General features: G+C 54.1%; 17 protein-coding genes, 1 tRNA gene and 1 pseudogene. 10 read left to right on the forward strand and 9 right to left on the reverse strand.

Annotated features, from left to right (window positions below; translation table 11 throughout):
- Positions 1 to 59: 59 nt before the first annotated feature.
- From ACHZB8_RS14300 to ACHZB8_RS14310, 3 genes and pseudogenes are all read right to left on the reverse strand, one after another.
- Positions 60 to 194 (reverse strand): annotated as a pseudogene (locus ACHZB8_RS14300) (IS3 family transposase); the annotation flags it as partial.
- Between the two features lie 907 nt (positions 195 to 1,101).
- Positions 1,102 to 1,290, reverse strand: a complete 189-nt coding sequence (locus ACHZB8_RS14305) for a hypothetical protein (protein ID WP_316861309.1) — start codon at positions 1,288 to 1,290, stop codon at positions 1,102 to 1,104.
- Positions 1,291 to 1,293: 3 nt separating this feature from the next.
- Entirely contained in the window at positions 1,294 to 2,190 is an 897-nt protein-coding gene (locus tag ACHZB8_RS14310; RefSeq protein WP_316861310.1) for an AraC family transcriptional regulator N-terminal domain-containing protein, read from the reverse strand.
- A 122-nt stretch (positions 2,191 to 2,312) separates the two neighbouring features.
- Between ACHZB8_RS14310 and ACHZB8_RS14315 the strand changes: the two genes are divergently transcribed.
- From ACHZB8_RS14315 to ACHZB8_RS14325, 3 genes are read left to right on the forward strand one after another with little or no spacing between them, the layout of a single operon-like run.
- Positions 2,313 to 3,053 (forward strand): SDR family oxidoreductase, encoded by a 741-nt coding sequence (locus ACHZB8_RS14315; RefSeq protein WP_316861311.1) that lies wholly within the window; start codon positions 2,313 to 2,315, stop codon positions 3,051 to 3,053.
- A 50-nt stretch (positions 3,054 to 3,103) separates the two neighbouring features.
- A complete protein-coding gene (locus tag ACHZB8_RS14320; RefSeq protein WP_316861313.1) occupies positions 3,104 to 3,970 on the forward strand; it encodes an SDR family NAD(P)-dependent oxidoreductase in 867 nt (288 codons plus the stop codon).
- Positions 3,971 to 3,990: 20 nt separating this feature from the next.
- Positions 3,991 to 5,202: an NAD(P)-dependent alcohol dehydrogenase gene (locus ACHZB8_RS14325; protein ID WP_316861314.1), complete on the forward strand. Its 1,212-nt coding sequence runs from the start codon at positions 3,991 to 3,993 to the stop codon at positions 5,200 to 5,202.
- Between the two features lie 261 nt (positions 5,203 to 5,463).
- Here the strand turns inward: ACHZB8_RS14325 and ACHZB8_RS14330 are convergent, their stop codons facing one another.
- Positions 5,464 to 6,360 (reverse strand): LysR family transcriptional regulator, encoded by an 897-nt coding sequence (locus ACHZB8_RS14330; protein WP_316861316.1) that lies wholly within the window; start codon positions 6,358 to 6,360, stop codon positions 5,464 to 5,466.
- A 131-nt stretch (positions 6,361 to 6,491) separates the two neighbouring features.
- On the opposite strand from ACHZB8_RS14330, the gene ACHZB8_RS14335 reads away from it, so the two are divergent.
- From ACHZB8_RS14335 to ACHZB8_RS14350, 4 genes are all read left to right on the forward strand, one after another.
- Positions 6,492 to 6,929: a cytochrome P460 family protein gene (locus ACHZB8_RS14335; protein ID WP_316861318.1), complete on the forward strand. Its 438-nt coding sequence runs from the start codon at positions 6,492 to 6,494 to the stop codon at positions 6,927 to 6,929.
- Positions 6,930 to 6,992: 63 nt separating this feature from the next.
- Positions 6,993 to 7,442, forward strand: a complete 450-nt coding sequence (locus tag ACHZB8_RS14340; protein ID WP_316861320.1) for a cyclophilin-like fold protein — start codon at positions 6,993 to 6,995, stop codon at positions 7,440 to 7,442.
- A gap of 59 nt (positions 7,443 to 7,501) precedes the next feature.
- Positions 7,502 to 8,695, forward strand: coding sequence for an arabinose transporter (locus tag ACHZB8_RS14345; RefSeq protein ID WP_316861321.1), 1,194 nt, complete (start codon positions 7,502 to 7,504; stop codon positions 8,693 to 8,695).
- Positions 8,696 to 8,800: 105 nt separating this feature from the next.
- Positions 8,801 to 9,700, forward strand: a complete 900-nt coding sequence (locus tag ACHZB8_RS14350) for a LysR family transcriptional regulator (RefSeq protein WP_316861322.1) — start codon at positions 8,801 to 8,803, stop codon at positions 9,698 to 9,700.
- Positions 9,701 to 9,789: 89 nt separating this feature from the next.
- Here the strand turns inward: ACHZB8_RS14350 and ACHZB8_RS14355 are convergent, their stop codons facing one another.
- On the reverse strand, positions 9,790 to 10,887 hold the full coding sequence (locus ACHZB8_RS14355; RefSeq protein ID WP_316861324.1) for an alpha/beta hydrolase: 1,098 nt from the start codon (positions 10,885 to 10,887) through the stop codon (positions 9,790 to 9,792).
- 393 nt (positions 10,888 to 11,280) lie between these two features.
- Here ACHZB8_RS14355 and ACHZB8_RS14360 point away from each other — a divergent pair, with 393 nt between their 5' ends.
- Positions 11,281 to 11,664, forward strand: coding sequence for an MbcA/ParS/Xre antitoxin family protein (locus ACHZB8_RS14360; protein WP_316861325.1), 384 nt, complete (start codon positions 11,281 to 11,283; stop codon positions 11,662 to 11,664).
- The gene (locus ACHZB8_RS14365; protein WP_316861326.1) at positions 11,624 to 12,367 is read left to right on the forward strand and encodes an RES family NAD+ phosphorylase; all 744 of its coding nucleotides are present in this window, start codon (positions 11,624 to 11,626) and stop codon (positions 12,365 to 12,367) included. Before ACHZB8_RS14360 ends, ACHZB8_RS14365 begins: the two co-directional genes overlap by 41 nt.
- 11 nt (positions 12,368 to 12,378) lie before the next feature.
- On the opposite strand, the gene ACHZB8_RS14370 is transcribed toward ACHZB8_RS14365, so the two are convergent.
- The 4 genes from ACHZB8_RS14370 to ACHZB8_RS14385 form a co-directional block, all read right to left on the reverse strand.
- A complete protein-coding gene (locus ACHZB8_RS14370; protein ID WP_316861328.1) occupies positions 12,379 to 13,305 on the reverse strand; it encodes a DUF2493 domain-containing protein in 927 nt (308 codons plus the stop codon).
- A 272-nt stretch (positions 13,306 to 13,577) separates the two neighbouring features.
- A tRNA-Pro gene (locus tag ACHZB8_RS14375) sits at positions 13,578 to 13,654 on the reverse strand.
- Between the two features lie 724 nt (positions 13,655 to 14,378).
- Positions 14,379 to 15,989: a bifunctional metallophosphatase/5'-nucleotidase gene (locus ACHZB8_RS14380; protein WP_316861329.1), complete on the reverse strand. Its 1,611-nt coding sequence runs from the start codon at positions 15,987 to 15,989 to the stop codon at positions 14,379 to 14,381.
- 322 nt (positions 15,990 to 16,311) lie between these two features.
- Positions 16,312 to 16,713, reverse strand: coding sequence for a YchJ family metal-binding protein (locus tag ACHZB8_RS14385; RefSeq protein ID WP_316861330.1), 402 nt, complete (start codon positions 16,711 to 16,713; stop codon positions 16,312 to 16,314).
- A 200-nt stretch (positions 16,714 to 16,913) separates the two neighbouring features.
- On the opposite strand from ACHZB8_RS14385, the gene ACHZB8_RS14390 reads away from it, so the two are divergent.
- Entirely contained in the window at positions 16,914 to 17,939 is a 1,026-nt protein-coding gene (locus ACHZB8_RS14390; protein ID WP_316861332.1) for an aldo/keto reductase, read from the forward strand.
- The last annotated feature ends 50 nt before the right edge of the window (positions 17,940 to 17,989 follow it).

Here is a 17,989-nt window from a genome sequence, read left to right on the forward strand (position 1 = left end):
CTTTTGTGTAAAACAACCAATTGGACCGGTCACGGTTTTGTTCCGCTGCCGGTATTCATTTAGGTTGCTTTTCTTTCGAATGCCAAGGGGCTTTTCCAGCCGAGAGCTGAATGTTTTCTTCTGGGATTGTAGAAGCCATTGATATATTCAAAAATTGCCACTTCAGCTTGTCTTCTTGTTTGCCAGCTTTGTCGCTAGCCCACTTCTGGTTTTAATCACTCGCATAGAAGTTTCGATCTAGAAGATTAGGTGCGATGATAAAACCATGATTGCTATCGGTCGTGACTTTGTATTTGCGGGTACCCACTTGTTCAACGTTGACATCCCAATCCCTAGATCAGATGCAACCTGCCGTCTTGAAAGGCCACTGGTCAACGCAATGCGAACCGCCTCTTGCCAAAATTCTTCGGTTCTGGATCACCCCATACCCAATCGACTTTGTTGCGCAATATGCTTTCAAAGAAACGGTATAATTCCGTGACAGGTCCATAACGGCTGTGTCACACAGCCAAGTGCGCTGGACATGAATGGCCAATCCATGTCGATGCCTTGCAAGATTCACCGCGAACAAAGCGAAAAGGTTTAAAACATATGAAAGTTGATGCACTTTCAGAAATGATCTTGATTTGATGAGAATGCCGCACCCGGCTCGAATTGAGCTCAACAATAAAGATACGCCTTGAGACTTCACGAATGCCCGATTTGGCAAGTGGTATCGGAGATCTCGCGTGCGCAGTAGATGGCGGTTTTCCGTCCACCCAGACTTTGTCACTCGAAACGCTGAATGTGCCGCTTGTCACGGTGCCAGCTTAGAGGTCAACATATTGGGTATAGAGAGCTCCGTTGGATCTTTCTAGCAGCTTTTTGCTGATTGATTTTTCGAGATGCTTGCCAATCACTACGTGCTCGACGACGTTGATCGGTAAAGGCAGATCTGGGTAGCAGTAGGTAGCAGTCATTTGGAAAACTTGTTTTGATTTCAGTTTTGGTTTCCCCACACGAGATCCCTTCCCAGTTGGGATAACTTACTCTTATCGAGGGTCAAAAAAAATAGGTAGGGCCTCAATGGGGACCCTGCTTTACAAGAGCTTCCCGGCTCTCTCAATAGTCTGCTTCGAGCCCAAACACGACATTGGAAATGGTTGGGTGTTCGCATGCGTGAATGAGGTACCTGGAAACCACGGCCCAGAGCTGCCGTTCGGTCCGTTTGAGATGATCGCGCGGTGCTTCCCGAAAGCCGCCCTTCGATCCAACCGGCGCGTTCTCACTGCCGGTATCATACAAGGGCACGTGCTAGAGGGCGCCTTGTTCCCGGCTGAAACTTCTGGTCTCAAGCGGGGCTTCTTCGAACAGGCGTTTATATTCGCGGCTGAATTGGGAAAGGCTTTCATAGCCGACCCGATGGGCGGCATCTCCCACACGTACACCTTCGAAGACGATCAGGGCGCGTGCAGCATGCAGACGCAGCCGTTTGACATATTGCAAGGGTGACTGCCCCGTCCTGCGCCGGAAGCCTCTGTGAAAGGCTGATACGCTCATGGAAACCTGATCGGCCATCTCCTCGACGCGCACAGGCTTTGCCATGTCACGCCGCATTGTTTCGATCAGGCTGTCGAACTTACCATCATCACCGGCCTGCTGGGCATAGGCCGCAAGAGCCGGTCCGCACGGCCCCCGCAGGGCATGGAACAGGATTTCCAGTTTCAGCATCGGGCCGATGATGCGCGATGCCATCTCTTCATCCTGCAGGCTGAGAAGTTGAGTGATGGTGTTGCGCATCATTTCCGTCATGGGAGCGGGAGCCAAGGCACTCAGCCCGGTTTCCGCCCGCACACCGCCGAAGGGGTCCATCTGTGCCAGCATGTCGGCAAGCTCCTGTCGGGAAAAGGTGATGAACAGACCGCAAAGCGGTTCTTCCCGGCTGGCAAAATGGGCGCACTGGAACGGCATCGGCAATGTCAGAACCAGATAGTTATTCTCGTCATAGATGAACCGCTGATCTGCAATCTGACCTTCCTTGCGCCCCTGCAGCAGGATGACGAGCCCGGCTTCATAAAGAAGCGGCGCGGGTGGTGTCGGCATGCTGGTCCAGAACAGTCTCACCCCGTCGACGGTCGTCTCGCGTGTCCCTGCCGGTGCCTCCCCAAGGCATCGCTGCAGCAGCTCATTGAGTAATTTCTCGCGTGGCATATTTCCCTCCAAAAGCAGAAATAGGCAAATAATAGCCAGTATCGGACCTTCATTGCAGAATGAGACGCCACTATTTTGTAGTCCAGAGAGCCAACAGCAATCAACAAAAAAGGAAAAAGAAAATGAAAAATATTGCAGGCAAGGTGGTTGTCATCACCGGAGCGTCAAGCGGATTTGGTGAATGCACCGCCCGTCATCTGGCAAGCCTTGGTGCCAAGGTCGTGCTTGGCGCACGCCGGCAGGAACGTCTCGCCGATATCTGTAGCAGCATTCGCGATGCTGGCGGACAGGCAGCCTACCGCCAGACCGATGTGACCAGACGGGAAGATGTGCAGGGGCTGGTTGACCTTGCCCTGTCTGAATTTGGTCGTCTCGATGTGATGATCAACAATGCCGGACTGATGGCAATCGCACCGCTGGATGCGGACAAGGTCGAAGAATGGGATGCGATGATCGACATCAACATCAAGGGTGTCCTTTATGGTATCTCCGCTGCCCTTCCGGTTTTCCGCAAGCAGAATAGCGGCCATTTCATCAACCTCTCCTCGGTTGGCGGCATCAAGGTCTCTGCGCCCGGTGGCGTGGTCTATAGCGGAACCAAATTTGCCGTTCACGCCATTTCTGAAGGCTTGCGCGTGGAAGCGGGACCGAACATCCGCACGACCACCCTGTCTCCGGGTGCGGTGGACAGCGAGCTGAAATATGGCTCGTCCGACCCTGCAGCCGCGGCCGCCATGGTCGAGTTCTACAAGACAGCCATCCCGACCCAGACGATAGCGGATACCATCGCCTTTGCGATTTCGCAGGCAGACAATGTCGACATCAACGACATCGTATTGCGTCCAACTTCGCAGGAATTCTGAGCGTCAATAGCGGTGCAATCGCTGCAAGGCAGAGCTGAAAGGAAACTCCCATGACATCCCCAAAGATCTGGTTTGTTACCGGAGCCTCCTCCGGTCTGGGGGCGGCGCTCTGCTGCGCAGTCATCGCGCGCGGGGATTGTCTGGTGGCCGGCGCGCGGCGCACGGAGCGTCTTCAGCCGTTGCGCGATCTGGCTCCGGACCGGGTTCTGACCCTTCCGCTCGATTTGACAAATGAAGGGTCGCGCCAATCGGCGATCGATGCTGCCGAGACGCGTTTTGGCAGGATTGACGTGCTCGCCAATGTCGCCGGGCGAGGCATAAACGGGGCCGGAGAAGAGCTCTCCTCCGCACAGTTGCGGCAGGCCTTCGAGCTGAACTTCTTTGGTACGGTGGAACTGACACGCGCTGTGTTGCCCGGCATGCGCAGGCGACGGTCGGGGCATATCCTGTCGGTCACTAGCATTTGTGGTCTGGTGTCCATACCGGATCTCGGGGCCTATTCAGCATCGAAATTCGCCCTTGAGGCATGGATGGAAGCGCTCGCCGGAGAAATTGAAGATCTCGGCCTTCGCTGCACGCTGGTCGAGCCCGGAGCCTTTCGCACCGAGTTCGAGGGCGACAAGATCATCAGGCCTCTGAACAGGATCCCCGACTATGCCCCGCTCATCGGCCCGATAGAGGCAAGTCTGTCAGCGCATGCTGGCAGCCAGCCGGGCGATCCGGACCGGGCTGCAGAGGTGATCGTGAGGGCAGTTGAGGCACCCCATTCGCCGATGCGGCTCATTCTTGGCTCCGATGCCCACGCCATGTTGCAGGCCCATCTGGGGCAGCTGAAAGCTGATATCGCGCGCTGGAGGAGCGAGGGGCTTGCAACCGATTTCCCGCAAGAATGTCATCCATCTGACCTGAGAGCATAAACCCGGAGAGGAGTAGTTGAATGTGTGAAAATTGCAAGAATGGCACCGGTCCCCATGTTCCGGACCTGAGCAGACGAACCATCCTGAGCGGCGGGGCGGCCCTTCTTGGTGCGGTTGCGGCCGGAACCTCATTGGGCGCACAGAAGGCTGTCGCCCAACCGCAGAGCGGCTTTGCGGTGGGAAGTCCTATCAAGGCACATGGCTATGGCCTGACCAAAGCCGGGGAGCCGCTCAAACCTGTCGATTTTTCCCATCGCCCCATGCGGGCAGATGATATCGTGATCGACGTGATGTATGCCGGTATTTGTCATTCAGACATTCATACCGGGCGTGGCGACTGGGGCCCCGTCGCGGGGCTGATTGTCCCCGGGCACGAAATCGTCGGTCGCGTGGTGGCAACAGGCCCGCAAGTGAGCAAGTTCAAAGTCGGTGACATTACTGGCGTCGGAACCATGGTCGACAGCTGCGGCAGCTGCGCAAATTGCGTTCGCGGGCTGGAGCAATATTGTCTCAATGGCACGACATGGACCTATGGGCCAGACCGGCGCAACGGCGGGCAGGTCTATGGCGGTTATGCCGATCGGCTCGTTGTGCGTGAGCATTTCGGCTATCATATCCCAGAAGGGATGGATCTGCGGTCTGCTGCGCCCTTGTTGTGCGCTGGCATCACGACCTTTTCGCCGCTCAATCACTGGGATATTGAACCGGGCATGAAAACGGCCGTGGTCGGTCTTGGGGGCCTCGGCCACATGGCGCTGAAATTTCTGGTCGAGCGGGGCGCAGATGTGACCGTCTTCACGACCACACCGGCAAAGACCGCCGATGCCACACGCATGGGGGCCAGACAGGCCGTCGTCTGGCCTGATGAAAAGGCTTTTGCCAAGCTGTCCGGTCACTTCGACTTCATCATTGTGGCGGTTCCCCATAGCTACAAGGTCGATATGTTCGTTCCCCTGCTCAAGGTTGACGGAAGTCTGGTCAATGTCGGCGTTCTCGGCCAGATCGAGGGGATCAAAGGCTTCCCGCTGGTTCTGGGGCGCCGGTCCATTGCCGGATCGAATGTCGGGGGCGTACCGGAAACCCAACAGCTTCTGAACTATTGCGCGGCCAAGAATATCCGGCCCGAAGTCGAGGTCATCGCCATCGATCAGGTCAATGCAGCCTGGGATCGCGTCGTCGCCAAGGATGTCCGCTATCGCTTCGTCATCGACATGAGCACACTGAAAAGCTGACAATATGCGCCTTCGCGATCCTTTGCCGCGAAGGCGTTTCCTATCAGGAAGCGAGACCGAAGCCTTGCTGCCAAGCTTTCCGGATTTTGGAGGTCGCGGCCCTGAGCTGTCATTGGAAACAGCGCTGCTGCTTAAGCGGATCTCTCGTTAGCTGCCTTTGACATCGGGAGAGTATTTCCTCTGCCTCGACATGAAATTAGGGAACCACATGATTGATGAAGTTCCATCCATCCTCAATCTATTTTCTCCGTATTCCGTTTGTCACTTTGACCGGTATCTCAATGACTCCACTAAAAGGGAAAAGGCGGGTGTTGGTTGGCGGCGGCTGGGATAATAGAGATGGTATCCCGAAAATGGTTCGCACCAGTCTGAAAGGACATGAACCAGTTTGCCACTTTCAATCAGAGGTGATAGCTGGGCTTGGGGCAGATAGGCCAGTCCCAGACCATCCTGAGCCGCTTTCAGAATGAGACTGCCGGTATTGAAAACAAGCTGCCCATCCACTCTCACGCTGAGTTCCCGACCTTCTTTCTCAAACTCCCATGCATAGAGACCGCCATGTCCAGAAAGGCGCAGATTGATGCATTTATGTTGCGTAAGGTCTTGCGGCTTTTGAGGAATTGAGTGCCTTTCAAAATAATCGGGGGAGCCGGCAACGGCCATGCGCATTTGAGGCCCGATGCGCACAGCTATCATGTCCTTGTCAATCGTTTCCCCCGGCCTGACACCCGCGTCAAACCGTTCGGTGACAATATCGGTCAGACCGTAATCGGTCACGATTTCCACTTTGATATCAGGATATTGTTGTACCAACTTTGAGACTGTCGGAAACAGGATCGACTCCGCTGCAAATTCTGTGGCGGTAAGGCGAATGACACCAGATGGCTTTTCCTTCAGATCACCAAGCATCATCAGTTCGTGCTGAATTTCCTCGATGCGAGGGCCAATATTGCGCAGAAGGCGTTCACCTGCCTCTGTCGGAGCTACCCTGCGTGTCGTCCTGTTGAGCAATCTCAATCCCAAACGCGCTTCCAAAGCACGAATTGTCTGGCTCAACGCAGACTGTGACACCCCCAACCTCTTGGCGGCTTTAGTAAAATTTTTCTCATGGGCGACAACCATGAACGCCGCCAGATCGTTGAGACTTTCTCCAGACATTTAGAAGTTTTCCTTATTGATGCATACTGAATCTAGCATCTAATCGCATAGTCTGTCTTGCGCTATTTTATTGAGAAATGGTTTGAGAAAGGAAACGAGCGATGTCTCTTGCAAGAAAGTCTCCCATTGTCTTGGCGATTTTGACCTTCATAGGGGCTGCATCCGTCTGGCAGGCTTGGGCAGAAAATGATCGCGTTCAATTTCCTGAAAATTACAAGAACGGCGTGCACTACGCGACGGTCAACCGGGGCGGTGTCCGCGAAGAGCTTTACTCGAGCCCGGAAGCGATTGCTGCAGCAAAGAGGGGTGATCCTTTTCCCGATGGCACCTTCATCATGATGGAGGATTATCGCGGTGATCAACTCCATCAATATGTCGTGATGGAAAAACGGAAAGGCTGGGGTGAGGCTTATTCGGAAAGTGCACGAGCTGGAGATTGGGAATTTCGTGAGTTCGCGCCCGATCGATCGCCGAACATGTCCGAGAATGGACAACGTTGCATGAGTTGCCACCAAAGTGAGGCAGATCAGGACTTTGTATTCACAATTGATCAGATGCGAGAGGAGTAGGTCATGAGCTAAAAGAGTAAAGGCCTGAATTCATCCCGACCTCGGTCACTATTTCGCCGAGGCATGCGAACTGGTGCTGCGGCGCTGACGGCTGCGGCCTTGATGACAGGATCTGGAGCCGCTCAGGCTTCTTCGCTTGAGAAGAATGACAAAAGCCCCATCCGGGTCAAAGTGATTGCAGGCGGGAAAGAGACCACAGCCACATTCATTGACAATGCTACGAGCAGAGCTTTGATCGCAAAGTTCCCCCTGACAGTCGCGATGCAGGATCTATACGCACGGGAGCTGGTTTATCGCTTCCCGGACGCTCTGCCTGCCAATGAGACAACCACGAGCAACTATGATGTCGGGGACATCGTCTATTGGACGCCAAGGCACAGCTTTGTCATCATGTACGCGCAAAATGGCGAGCGCATCAGCAATTTGCAAAAAACTGGGCGCATCGACAGCGATGTCGAAATCTTCCAACAGGTTGGCAGCACCGAGGTGACATTTCAGCTTCTGAAGGACTAGAGCCAGCAGCAGGAAGCATAGTCTGCTTTTGCTGCTGCTGGCCGCATATTGAGCGTCTCATGACCAATCAAGTATCTCAATCGACCGGTGCTTCTCCGGCGGTATTCCGCATTCTCACGCCGATCATGACTGCAGTGCTTGCAGGCTTCCTGATCATAGGCATTGCCCTGCCGGTGTTGCCCCTGTATGTGACCGACGATCTCGGATATGGAGCCTTTGTGGTCGGTCTGATCGCCGGGGCCCAGTTTATCGCCGCGCTGGTTTCACGCGTCTGGGCGGGTGCCTTCTCCGACAGATACGGCCCCAAGGCCGGTGTCATTACCGGACTCATAACAGCCATTGTGGCGGGACTGCTCTATCTTTTGTCGCTCGCTCTAGCAGGCACGCCACTCATGTCGGTCATCATTCTGATTGTTGGCCGCGCTGTTCTTGGCGGTGCCGAAAGCTTTATCATCACCGGTGGAGTGAGCTGGGGGTTGGGCCGGGTCGATGATGTTCACGCTGGCAAGGTAATCGCATGGGTCGGCACGGCCATGTTTGCAGCCATGGCACTTGGAGGCCCGTTGGGCAGCCTTTTGTTCTCGTCCTATGGCTTTGTATCCATAGCTCTCGCCACAGCCCTCATTCCGCTTGCGGTTCTCGTGGCCCTGATCCAAATTCCAGCGGTGCCGCTACAACCGGCACAGTCCAAAAAATCAGCCCTGTCAGTTTTAGGTTCTGTTTGGCTTCCCGGCTTGGGTGCGGCTTTCGCCAGCATTGGTTATTGCGCGATTTTGAGCTTCAGTTCGCTATACTATGATGAGCAGGAGTGGCATCCAATCTGGCTGGCATTTTCCGCCTTTGGCCTGGCCCTGATTTTTGCAAGGCTTGTTGCGGGTCATTTACCCGACAAATTCGGCGGGGCGCGAATTGCGCTTACCTTTGTGCTTGTTCAAACCCTTGGATTGCTCATTCTTTGGTTGGCATCAAATGCCTTCATTGCCTCTTGCGGGGCCGCACTGGCGGGCTTCGGATATGCGCTTGTCTATCCCGGATTGGGTGTGGAAGCGGTTCGCGGCTCGTCTGCCGCCAATAGAAGTCTGGCGATGGGGCTTTACACCGTGTTTCTTGACATTGCCATGGCGATAGGAAGCCCAGCCTTGGGTTGGATCGCCGGATGGTCGGGCCTTGATACAATCTTTGCAGCAAGCGCCCTTGTCGTGGCCTGCACTGCATTGATCGCAGCTCGCCTGATTATCAGCGCCCGTGAATAAAGGCCCTACGACCGACGCCTCTTCAACAATGAATCAATTTCATGGACAATGCTTCTAAATAGAGAAAAGATAACAAATGGAACGTCTTTCCTTCAGGAGGCATGAATGAAACGAGAAGATCTCAGTGATCTGGCCGTCTTTATGGTCGCATCAGAAGAGACGAATTTCACACGGACCGCTGCGCGCCTCGGAATTTCTCAATCCGCTGTCAGTCACACAATCCGGCGCCTGGAAAGCTCGATCGGCATCAAGCTGATGAACCGAACGTCCCGACGCGTTTCCCTCACAGATGCGGGAGAAAAGCTGCTAGAGGCTCTGCGGCCGGGGCTGGAACAGATTGACGACAGGATCGAGGAACTGAGGTCTCTTGGCGACGCGCCGAAAGGGCTGGTTAGGCTGACGTCGAGCAAACCTGTGGCCAGACTCCTGCTTTGGCCGGTTCTCTCGAAAATCGCCCGGGACTATCCCGAAATCGAGATTGAGCTCAATCTTGATGCCCGCCTGAATGATCTGACCGAGGATCGGTTCGATGCGGGCATCCGGCTTGGCGAATTTGTTGGTCAGGACATGATCTCTGTGCGCATAGGGCCACCCGTTCGCATCGCGGTTGTCGCTTCTCCCGACTATTTGAAGAAACATCCCGCTCCCCAGCATCCTCGCGATCTTGATGCTCATCGCTGCCTCAATCACCGGTTCCATCCCAATGCGGCCATGTATGAATGGGAATTCGAGAAGGATGGAGAGGAGATAATCACCCGTGTTTCCGGATCATTTATATTCAACGACAGTGACATGTCGATCAGGGCCGCAAAGGAAGGCCTTGGCATTGCCTATGTAACTGAAGATGAAGTCATGGACGATATCCGGACTGGGTCCCTTCATCGCCTTCTGGAAGACTGGTGCGAACCGTTTGAAGGATATCATCTATTCTATTCCAGCCGCCGCCAGATGAGCTCGGCGTTGAGGCTCGTCATTGATCGCCTCAAAGCGCAAAACGCCTCCTGATATGAAGCCCTTTGACTTCTCTTTGCGTGAACATAAAAAAAGGCCCGCGATACGCAAACCGCGGGCCTCTTGGCTCCAGGTGATGGCAATCAGACGGCCAGATGCTGCTCGAAGAAGGATTGCAGCTTGTCGAACGGGATGATGTCCACCTGGTCATAAAGATCGGTGTGGTTGGCGCCCGGAATGATCATCAGCTCTTTCGGTTCAGCTGCGTTTGCATAGGCCGTTTCACTGAAATACCGTGAATGGGCTTTCTCACCATGAATGAACAAGACCGGTCGCGGCGAGATTTCCGCGATATAGGTCAGGATCGGCATGTTCATGAACGGAAAAGCCGATGTGAGGCTCCATGAGCCATTGGAGTTGACTGATCGTTCATGAAAACCGCGAGGCTTCTTATAGTAGTCCGCATAGTCCACGACGAATTGCGGCTCGCCTCCCTTCAATTCGAGAGATACCGGACCATAGGCAGGGCTGCCACGTTCCGCGTCCTGCCAGCGCTGCTGGCTTAACTGCTCAAGCCTTTGCGTGCGTTGCTCAAGGGTCATGCTGTCGTTGTAGCCCTTCGACATGAGGCGGGTCATGTCATACATGGTGCTGGCCACAACGGCTTTGACGCGCTTGTCGACGGCAACCGCATTCAGCGCCAAGCCGCCATAGCCACAGATCCCGATGATACCGATCCGCTCCCTGTCCACCATCGGCTGCATGCCAAGGCAATCAACTGCGGCACTGAAGTCTTCCGTATTGATGTCGGGTGACGCGTTGTTGCGCGGCTCCCCGCCACTTTCGCCGGTATAGGAAGGGTCAAAGGCAAGCGCAACAAAACCACGCTCAGCCATGGTCTGGGCATAGAGCCCGGAAGATTGCTCTTTGACAGCCCCGAACGGTCCACTCACGGCAATCGCAGCAAGCTTGCCTCCAGCATGATCTTTCGGCACATAGAGATCGCCCGCAAGGGTAATACCATAGCGGTTCTTGAAGCTGACTTTCTTGTGTTCTACCTTTTCGCTTTTCGGGAATGTTTTGTCCCACTCATCCGTCATGTTACTTGCCTTTGCTTCGGTTCTTTTGAATAGCGAGACAGCACCAAGAATTGCAACGCTGGCACCCGCAAATTTCAGCACGCTTCTCCTGCTTGAACGCGCAAATTTTCCTGAATTTTCGACGTTTTTATCTTCTTTCATCGGCAGTCTCCCAGCGTTTTACTCGATCATCGAACTTCAAAATTCTTATGATATGAATATGGTCGCCGGGAGGAGGGATGGTAGAGAGCAATTCTTGTATGAAGCCATGAATCTCATTCATGCTTCGATAGGGTTCTGCTGGTTACTGACATCGCCATCAACGCAGCCAATCAAATCGAAGGGCTCTGTTCTATCAGGCGCCACAGCTGATTGAATGGGATGATGTCCATATAACGCTGCATTGCGGGTTGGGAGTTTTTTCAACTTTTTTCGTGCATTTATTGAATATGCATTAGCTAGCAGTCGTCAAATTCACTTACTGCTTGAACAACACTTCTCTTTCATCCGAAACTTTTCCATGCTATATTTTCCATGGAAATCATGGAGAAGAATATGCGACAGGTTCTGAATGCAGCAAAAGCGAATGCATCACGCGGGCAAGTGGCTACCAAAGCCGTACTTGGTGCCGCTGAGCGTCTTGGGCTGACAGCTGGCCAATTGGCTGGTGTGATCGGCCTCTCGCCTCCGACTGTTTCTCGCATGAAGAAGGGCGGTTATGTGCTCGATGAGGGCTCCAAGGAATTTGAGCTGGCCTTGCATCTTGTGCGGGTTTTCCGTTCGTTGGATGCGATCACGGGCGGTGACGAAGCGGTTGCCCGCCAATGGATGAAGAACAGAAACATGGTGCTGGAGGCTACGCCTCTTGATGCCATCATGAGTGTTGCAGGGCTTTTGAATGTCTCAAACTATCTGGACAGTCGACGCGCTATCATCTGAGCTTGCTCTGTATGATGGCACTGGCTGGCGGGTGGTAGAGGCACAACACCAGATATCTACCCAAAAGCTGGTCGATACGCTTGATGAACAGCAGCTACTCGAAGAAATGCTCGACGAGGTAAAACCGCAAGTACCTGAGGCTTGTGCGCATCTTCATTTTTTGTTGTTCACGCCATTTCGCTACAAGCCCTATCCGTATGCATCCCGCTTTCGGAGAGCAGGCATGACACCCGGTGTCTTCTATGCGTCCGAACAGGTCGAGACGGCGATGGCTGAGACGGTATTCTATCGCTATCTCTTTTTCTCGGAATCGCCAGACACGCCCTTCCCGACCAATGCCTTGATCCACACCGCTTTTGCTGTGGCTCTCAAAACAGCAAAAATGCTGGATCTGATGTCTGATCCTTTGGCAAAGGATGCCGAACTCTGGACGAACAAGCAGGACTACGATGCCTGTCTTGATCTTTCAGACAAGGCAAGAGAAGCGCAGGCGGAGATTATTCGTTACCAATCGGTTCGGGATCCGAAATCCGGTGCCAATCTGGCGGTGCTGGATGCTGTCGCTTTCGCGTCTCCAGAACCGATAGCCCATCAGACATGGCACATTCATATCCGCCCGGATGTAGCTCAGGCCATTTGTGCTTTCCCTGCACTCAGCCTTGAGTTTCTCAAGAGCGACTTTGCTGATGATCGCGTGAATTAGGAGGATGGCGCTTACGCGCCATCTTGGTTGATGCGATAGACGGGAATGCCGAGTTTGCGGGCCTTGTCCGAGAGATTTTCCTGAATACCGGTGCCCGGAAAGAGAATAACGCCGATTGGCAGGGCCTCTAGCATCAGGTCGTTGCGCTTGAAGGGGGCAGCTTTGCCATGGGCGGCCCAATCAGGCTTGAAGGCGACTTGAGGCACTTTGCGTTGAGAGGCCCAGAGAGCGGCTATCTTTTCAGCCCCCTTGGGTGAGCCACCATGCAGCAGTACCATGTCAGGGTGCTTGGCAAGAACCTGATCGAGCCGATCCCAAATCAGGTGATGCTCGGCGGTGTCGCCACCTGAGAAGGCGATTTTTACGCCGGGCGGAAGAAGGGTTTCATTCTCGGAGCGGCGCTTGGCGGCAATGAAATCCCGACTGTCGATCATGGCAGCCGTCAGATGGCGATGGTCAACACGCGAGCCGGTTCTTGGTGTCCAGGGCGTTCCGGTGAAGCTGGCAAAGTGGTCTGCTGCGGTTTCGCGAAAATGCTCCAAGCTGTTGCGGCGGTCCAACAGCCCCTGCCCCATAGCGATCAGGGTTTCGAGCTGGACGGATTTCACCTCGGAGCCATCCTGTTCGCGCTGAAGGCGCTTTTGCGCTTGCTCGTTATCGTCAAGCTTGCGCTCGATCCTTTCTAACGCGCGATGGAAAATATTGACCATGGACCAGAGGATTTCAGGGAGGTCGGGATCAAGGCTAGTGTCTGACATGGTGGCAACAAGGGCATCAAAGATATCTGTGACAGCACCTTCGATACTGAGGCCCTCCGGCGGGTCGCGCGGATCAACCTCTCCCGCAATCGGGTGATAGCCGTAGAGTTCGAGTTGTTGGACGATATGATCGGTTGGCGACGAGATGGATTCTGGTGTGATGTCATCAGAAGCATTCATGGGGCTCTCCATCGATTGGACCGCAACCATCGCGGCCTTCATGGAGACGAATGCCCACGGGACAAGCGGTCTGACAGCCCAAGTCTCTTGCGAGGGCCTTGATGGCCAAGCCCGACTAATTTGCTTCGCGCTGTAAAGGCGGGCCTCCCGCCGACGGATATGCGCCTGATCATTTGAGGGAAGAATCCAATACTCTGGACTCCACTAGAATTAGGAAGGTTCAATAGAACTTAAAACCACTGTCTCAAATCAATGTAAGTTATTGATTTAATTGGTCGGAGTGAGAGGATTCGAACCTCCGGCCCCTGCCTCCCGAAGGCAGTGCTCTACCAGGCTGAGCTACACTCCGATCAATATGGCCCCGACGGATGCGGGACATGGCTGGCGGCGATGTGAGGATGTTGCGCGGTGGGGCATTTGCCTTGAGCAACAGACACATCAGCGGTGTCAACTGAGCGCTTTGTACGTCACAAATCTGTTACAAGCAACTTCATTTTGAGGGAATTGACCTGTTTTTGACGCACATGGTGGACGGTTGCCAGAAAGCGGGTCACTGGTTGGGTGTTTCAATACCGTTTGTGCTGTCAGTTTGGAGGGCAAAAGGCGGAGCCAATCACCGCCCATGCATCACTTGCTGATGGTCGTTTTTCTGCGCTCCATCACTTTATATAGTCCGTTGGCGGCGAGGAAAACGACAAGTGCAAGTGCCAGACCCAAGACGAGATTCATAGTGCCCTCCCTGCTCTTTGCTATGATAATCCGGTCTGCCAATTATCCCTTCCCGCCCTTCAAGCGGCAAGACGACTAAGGTCGGTGTCGGTACAAAGATGCACAAATGGGAGAACAAAACACGGGACCTAGAGCCGACCCCGCAAGGCCTTGAACCGCGAATGATCCCGCAAGGGATCCATGTCACTGTCCGTTTCAAGATGGGATTTGTTAGGCAAGGTGCCGTCCGCCTCGCAGGTCTCCACTTCGCCTCTCCGATCTTCCGACCCCAAAAACAAAACCCGACGAGATGTCTCCCGCCGGGCTTTTGTGTCTTGTCGTAAGCTCAGGCTATTGCCGGAGGCTTATTTGACTTCTGTGATGCGGTCGTCAAGAACAACTGCGTAATCCGGATTGTTGGTGATGTAGTTGGCAACGACATCTTCCAGGTTCGGACCATAGTCATAGGCGTTTTTGCCGTTGGTTTTGAAGACTTTATAGCCGTCGCCGCCAGAACGCATATAGTTGTTGGAAACAACGCCATAAACAGCTTCCTTGTCGATTGGAGCCCAGGCACCGTCTTTCATGACTTCGACAGACAGAATGCGCTCGCCAACCGGCTTGGAGCGGGTCCAGCTATATTTGATGCCTGCGACCTGCGGGAAGCGACCTTTGACTTCTTCAACCTGAGACACGCCATTTTCCAGCGCTTCGATGACTTCGGCACCGGTCAGCTGGAAGGTAGCAAGCGTGTTCTGGAATGGCAGAACGGTGAGGACGTCACCCATGGTGACCTGACCGCCCTTGATGGAGGCGCGCAGACCGCCACCATTCTGGATGGCAATGGAAACGCCCTGATCCTTGACGCGTTCAAGCATGGCGTCGGAGACCAGAACACCCATTTCACAGATTTTCTGACGGCAGTTATCGCGCGCGCCATCAACGTCGGCCCCAAGGGAACCGATGACTTTGGTTTTCAGCTCTTCGATTGGCGCTGCCAGTTCCTTGATACGTGCCTGCATGGCTTCGTCAGGCTTGACAGAAGCGTCGAGCAGGATTGGCTCGCCTTTGGCAGAGACCACGTCGCCATTGTCGTTGAAGGTCACTTCAACATCGCCGACATATTTGGAATAGGCATAAGCGGTAACGATCGGCACATCCTTGCCATCAGGATTCTTGACCATAACCGGATAGGAGCCTTCGGCCCTGTCGCTGCTATTGGACAGATAGCTGTGAGAATGGCCACCGACGATCACATCGATACCGGACACCTTGGACGCCAGATCCATGTCTTTTGGCAAACCTTCATGGGTCACGGCGATGATTTTGGTGACGCCCTGATCGGTCAGTTCCATGACAGCCTGTTTGAGATAGTCTTCTGAAGACGAGAAGATGACCTTGTCGCCCGGAGAAGAGGTTTCTACGGTGTCTTCTGCCAGAGTGGAGACAAGACCGATTTTCTCGCCGCCAACTTCCTTGATGATGTAGCCCTTGATCTTGCCAGCCAGAAGGGGCTCGCTGGAAACATCGATGTTACCGGAGATGACAGGGAATTCGGCTTTACCGACAAAGTCGGCCAGGGCCTGCGGGCCATCGTCGAATTCGTGGTTGCCAACGGCCATGACGTCGAAGCCGATATCATTCATGATTTCAACAGCGGCCGCACCTTTATAGGTCGAATAGAAGAGCGAACCCTGGAATTCGTCACCGGCATCAACCACGAGGACATTCTTGCCAGCTGCCTTGAGCTCATCCCGGCGCTGATTGATCATGGTTTTGACACGAGCCATGCCGCCGAAGCATTTGCCTTCTTCTTCGCCTTTGGCATCGCATGTATTGTCATATTTGGTGATGGACTCAATGCGGGAGTGCACATCATTGATGTGAAGAATATTCAGCGAGAAATCTGCATGGGCAACGCCTGCAAAGCCAGCAGTCATAGCCAATGCAGCAGCACTGGTGAGAAGCTTTTTCATCTGAGAGAAACCTCCAAAAATGGTTAATCTCCCCACTTCAATGAAATAATCGGAGTTGTTGCCATCACTGCCCCTAATGGCAAAGTGAGCCCGAGTGCAGCAAGGCTTTCACAGTTGGGGAGCGTTCATCAGGATCATCAGTCCGCAACGCAGCAGACCCCGAAGTGCAGGCCAACATAACCAGCGAAGACAACTGTTTCATGACAACCCGAAGGTTACCAGTGCCGCCCTTCCCTTCTCTACAGAATTATGTCGAAAAGTATGGACCGATTGCAAAAAACCCAGTCATAGTCCGACTAGAGTCTATGCCTCGGGCCAGCTTTCAACCTTCGGGAAGTGCTTGGAGATAATACCAGCGACCGGATTTTTTCTTGAAGAGACTAAGCTCACGGTGTGTTCTGAGCTCTCCGAGGGACAGATAGCGCGCTTCAAACAGGACTGTCCCCTGCCGGTCCTGCGACTCACCCTTTTCCAGAGCGAGAATGGAGAGGCCAGTCCAGCGGCTTTCCGTCGCCCATTTGGTCGTGCCGTAGAGATCAAAATTCTGCCGATATTTCGGCCAAAGGGTCTCACGCAGATAGCCGATATCGAGTTTGACGTAGGCGCTGTAGCGAGACCGCATCAATTGCTCTGCGCGCTCGGGCATCGCCTTGCCAGACAAAAAGCGCCCGCAACAGCTTTCAAAGCTTTGGCCACTGCCGCAGGGGCAAGAATCGTGTGACATGGGAGCCATTCCTTTCGAGTGTCTTTTTCCTGTGTTAGCATAGAGATAGGACAAAGGCTGGTCACGCACTTTCCATTCACGCAAAAAGGACTCATGCGAACAAAAATGAGGCTCTTTCTGCACCCGCTCCTGACGAGGGAAGCGGGCCATCATTGCCAAGACATGATTTGCATTTCCAAACGAAAAACGAGGCCCCCCGCATGAAATATGTAAAACTTGGACGCACCGGACTTGAGGTTTCCCGCCTTTGCCTTGGCTGCATGACCTATGGCTCGCCCGAAGGCGGGTCTCACAGCTGGTCACTCAATGAAGAGCAGAGCCGCCCATTCTATCTCAAGGCGCTTGAGATCGGCATCAATTTCTTTGATACCGCCAACATGTATTCCTCTGGCGTGTCAGAGGAAATTCTCGGGCGAGCCATCCGCGACTTTGCTCGCCGGGACGAAGTCGTGATCGCAACCAAGGTTTTCAATCGCATGCATCCGGGACCAAACGGAGCGGGTCTGTCGCGCAAGGCCATCATGCAGGAAATTGACAATTCGCTCAGGCGGCTCGGCACCGATTATGTCGACCTCTACCAGATCCATCGATTCGATTATGGCACCCCTATCGAGGAAACACTCGAGGCGCTCAATGATGTGGTGAAGGCTGGCAAGGCCCGTTATATCGGCGCGTCGTCAATGTTTGCATGGCAATTCGCGACCATGCTCGCCACCTCGAAAGCCAATGGCTGGGCACGGTTTTCCAGCATGCAGAATTTCGTCAATCTGCTCTATAGGGAAGAAGAGCGCGAGATGTTGCCTTTGTGCGAAGCCGAAGGGGTTGGCGTCATCCCATGGAGCCCACAGGCACGGGGCCTCCTGACCCGACCATGGGCCGAGACAACCAAGCGCTCCGAAAGCGATCCCTTTCACCAGAGCCTGTTTTCCCACACGGCAGAGGCTGATCGCAAGGTAGTCGAAGCGGTCGAGGGAATTGCCAGGGAACGTGGCGTTTCAATGTCCCAGATCGCGCTCGCCTGGGTGCTGCAAAAATCGGCCATCACGGCCCCTATCATTGGCGCGACAAGGCTTCAGCATCTGGAAGATGCAAATGCGGCACTGGAGCTGGAATTGAGCGCCGATGAAATCGCCCGGCTTGAGGCACCCTATATTCCTCATGCGGTGGTCGGCTTGAGATTGCCGGACGACTCAGTGGCGAGATTGGCAGAAATCGGCAAGGCGTGACCATCTCTCTTGCCCCTTGTTGCACCGCAGAGACGTGAACCTTCCGCCAG

This window comes from uncultured Cohaesibacter sp. (genome assembly GCF_963556055.3).
Lineage (GTDB): Bacteria > Pseudomonadota > Alphaproteobacteria > Rhizobiales > Cohaesibacteraceae > Cohaesibacter.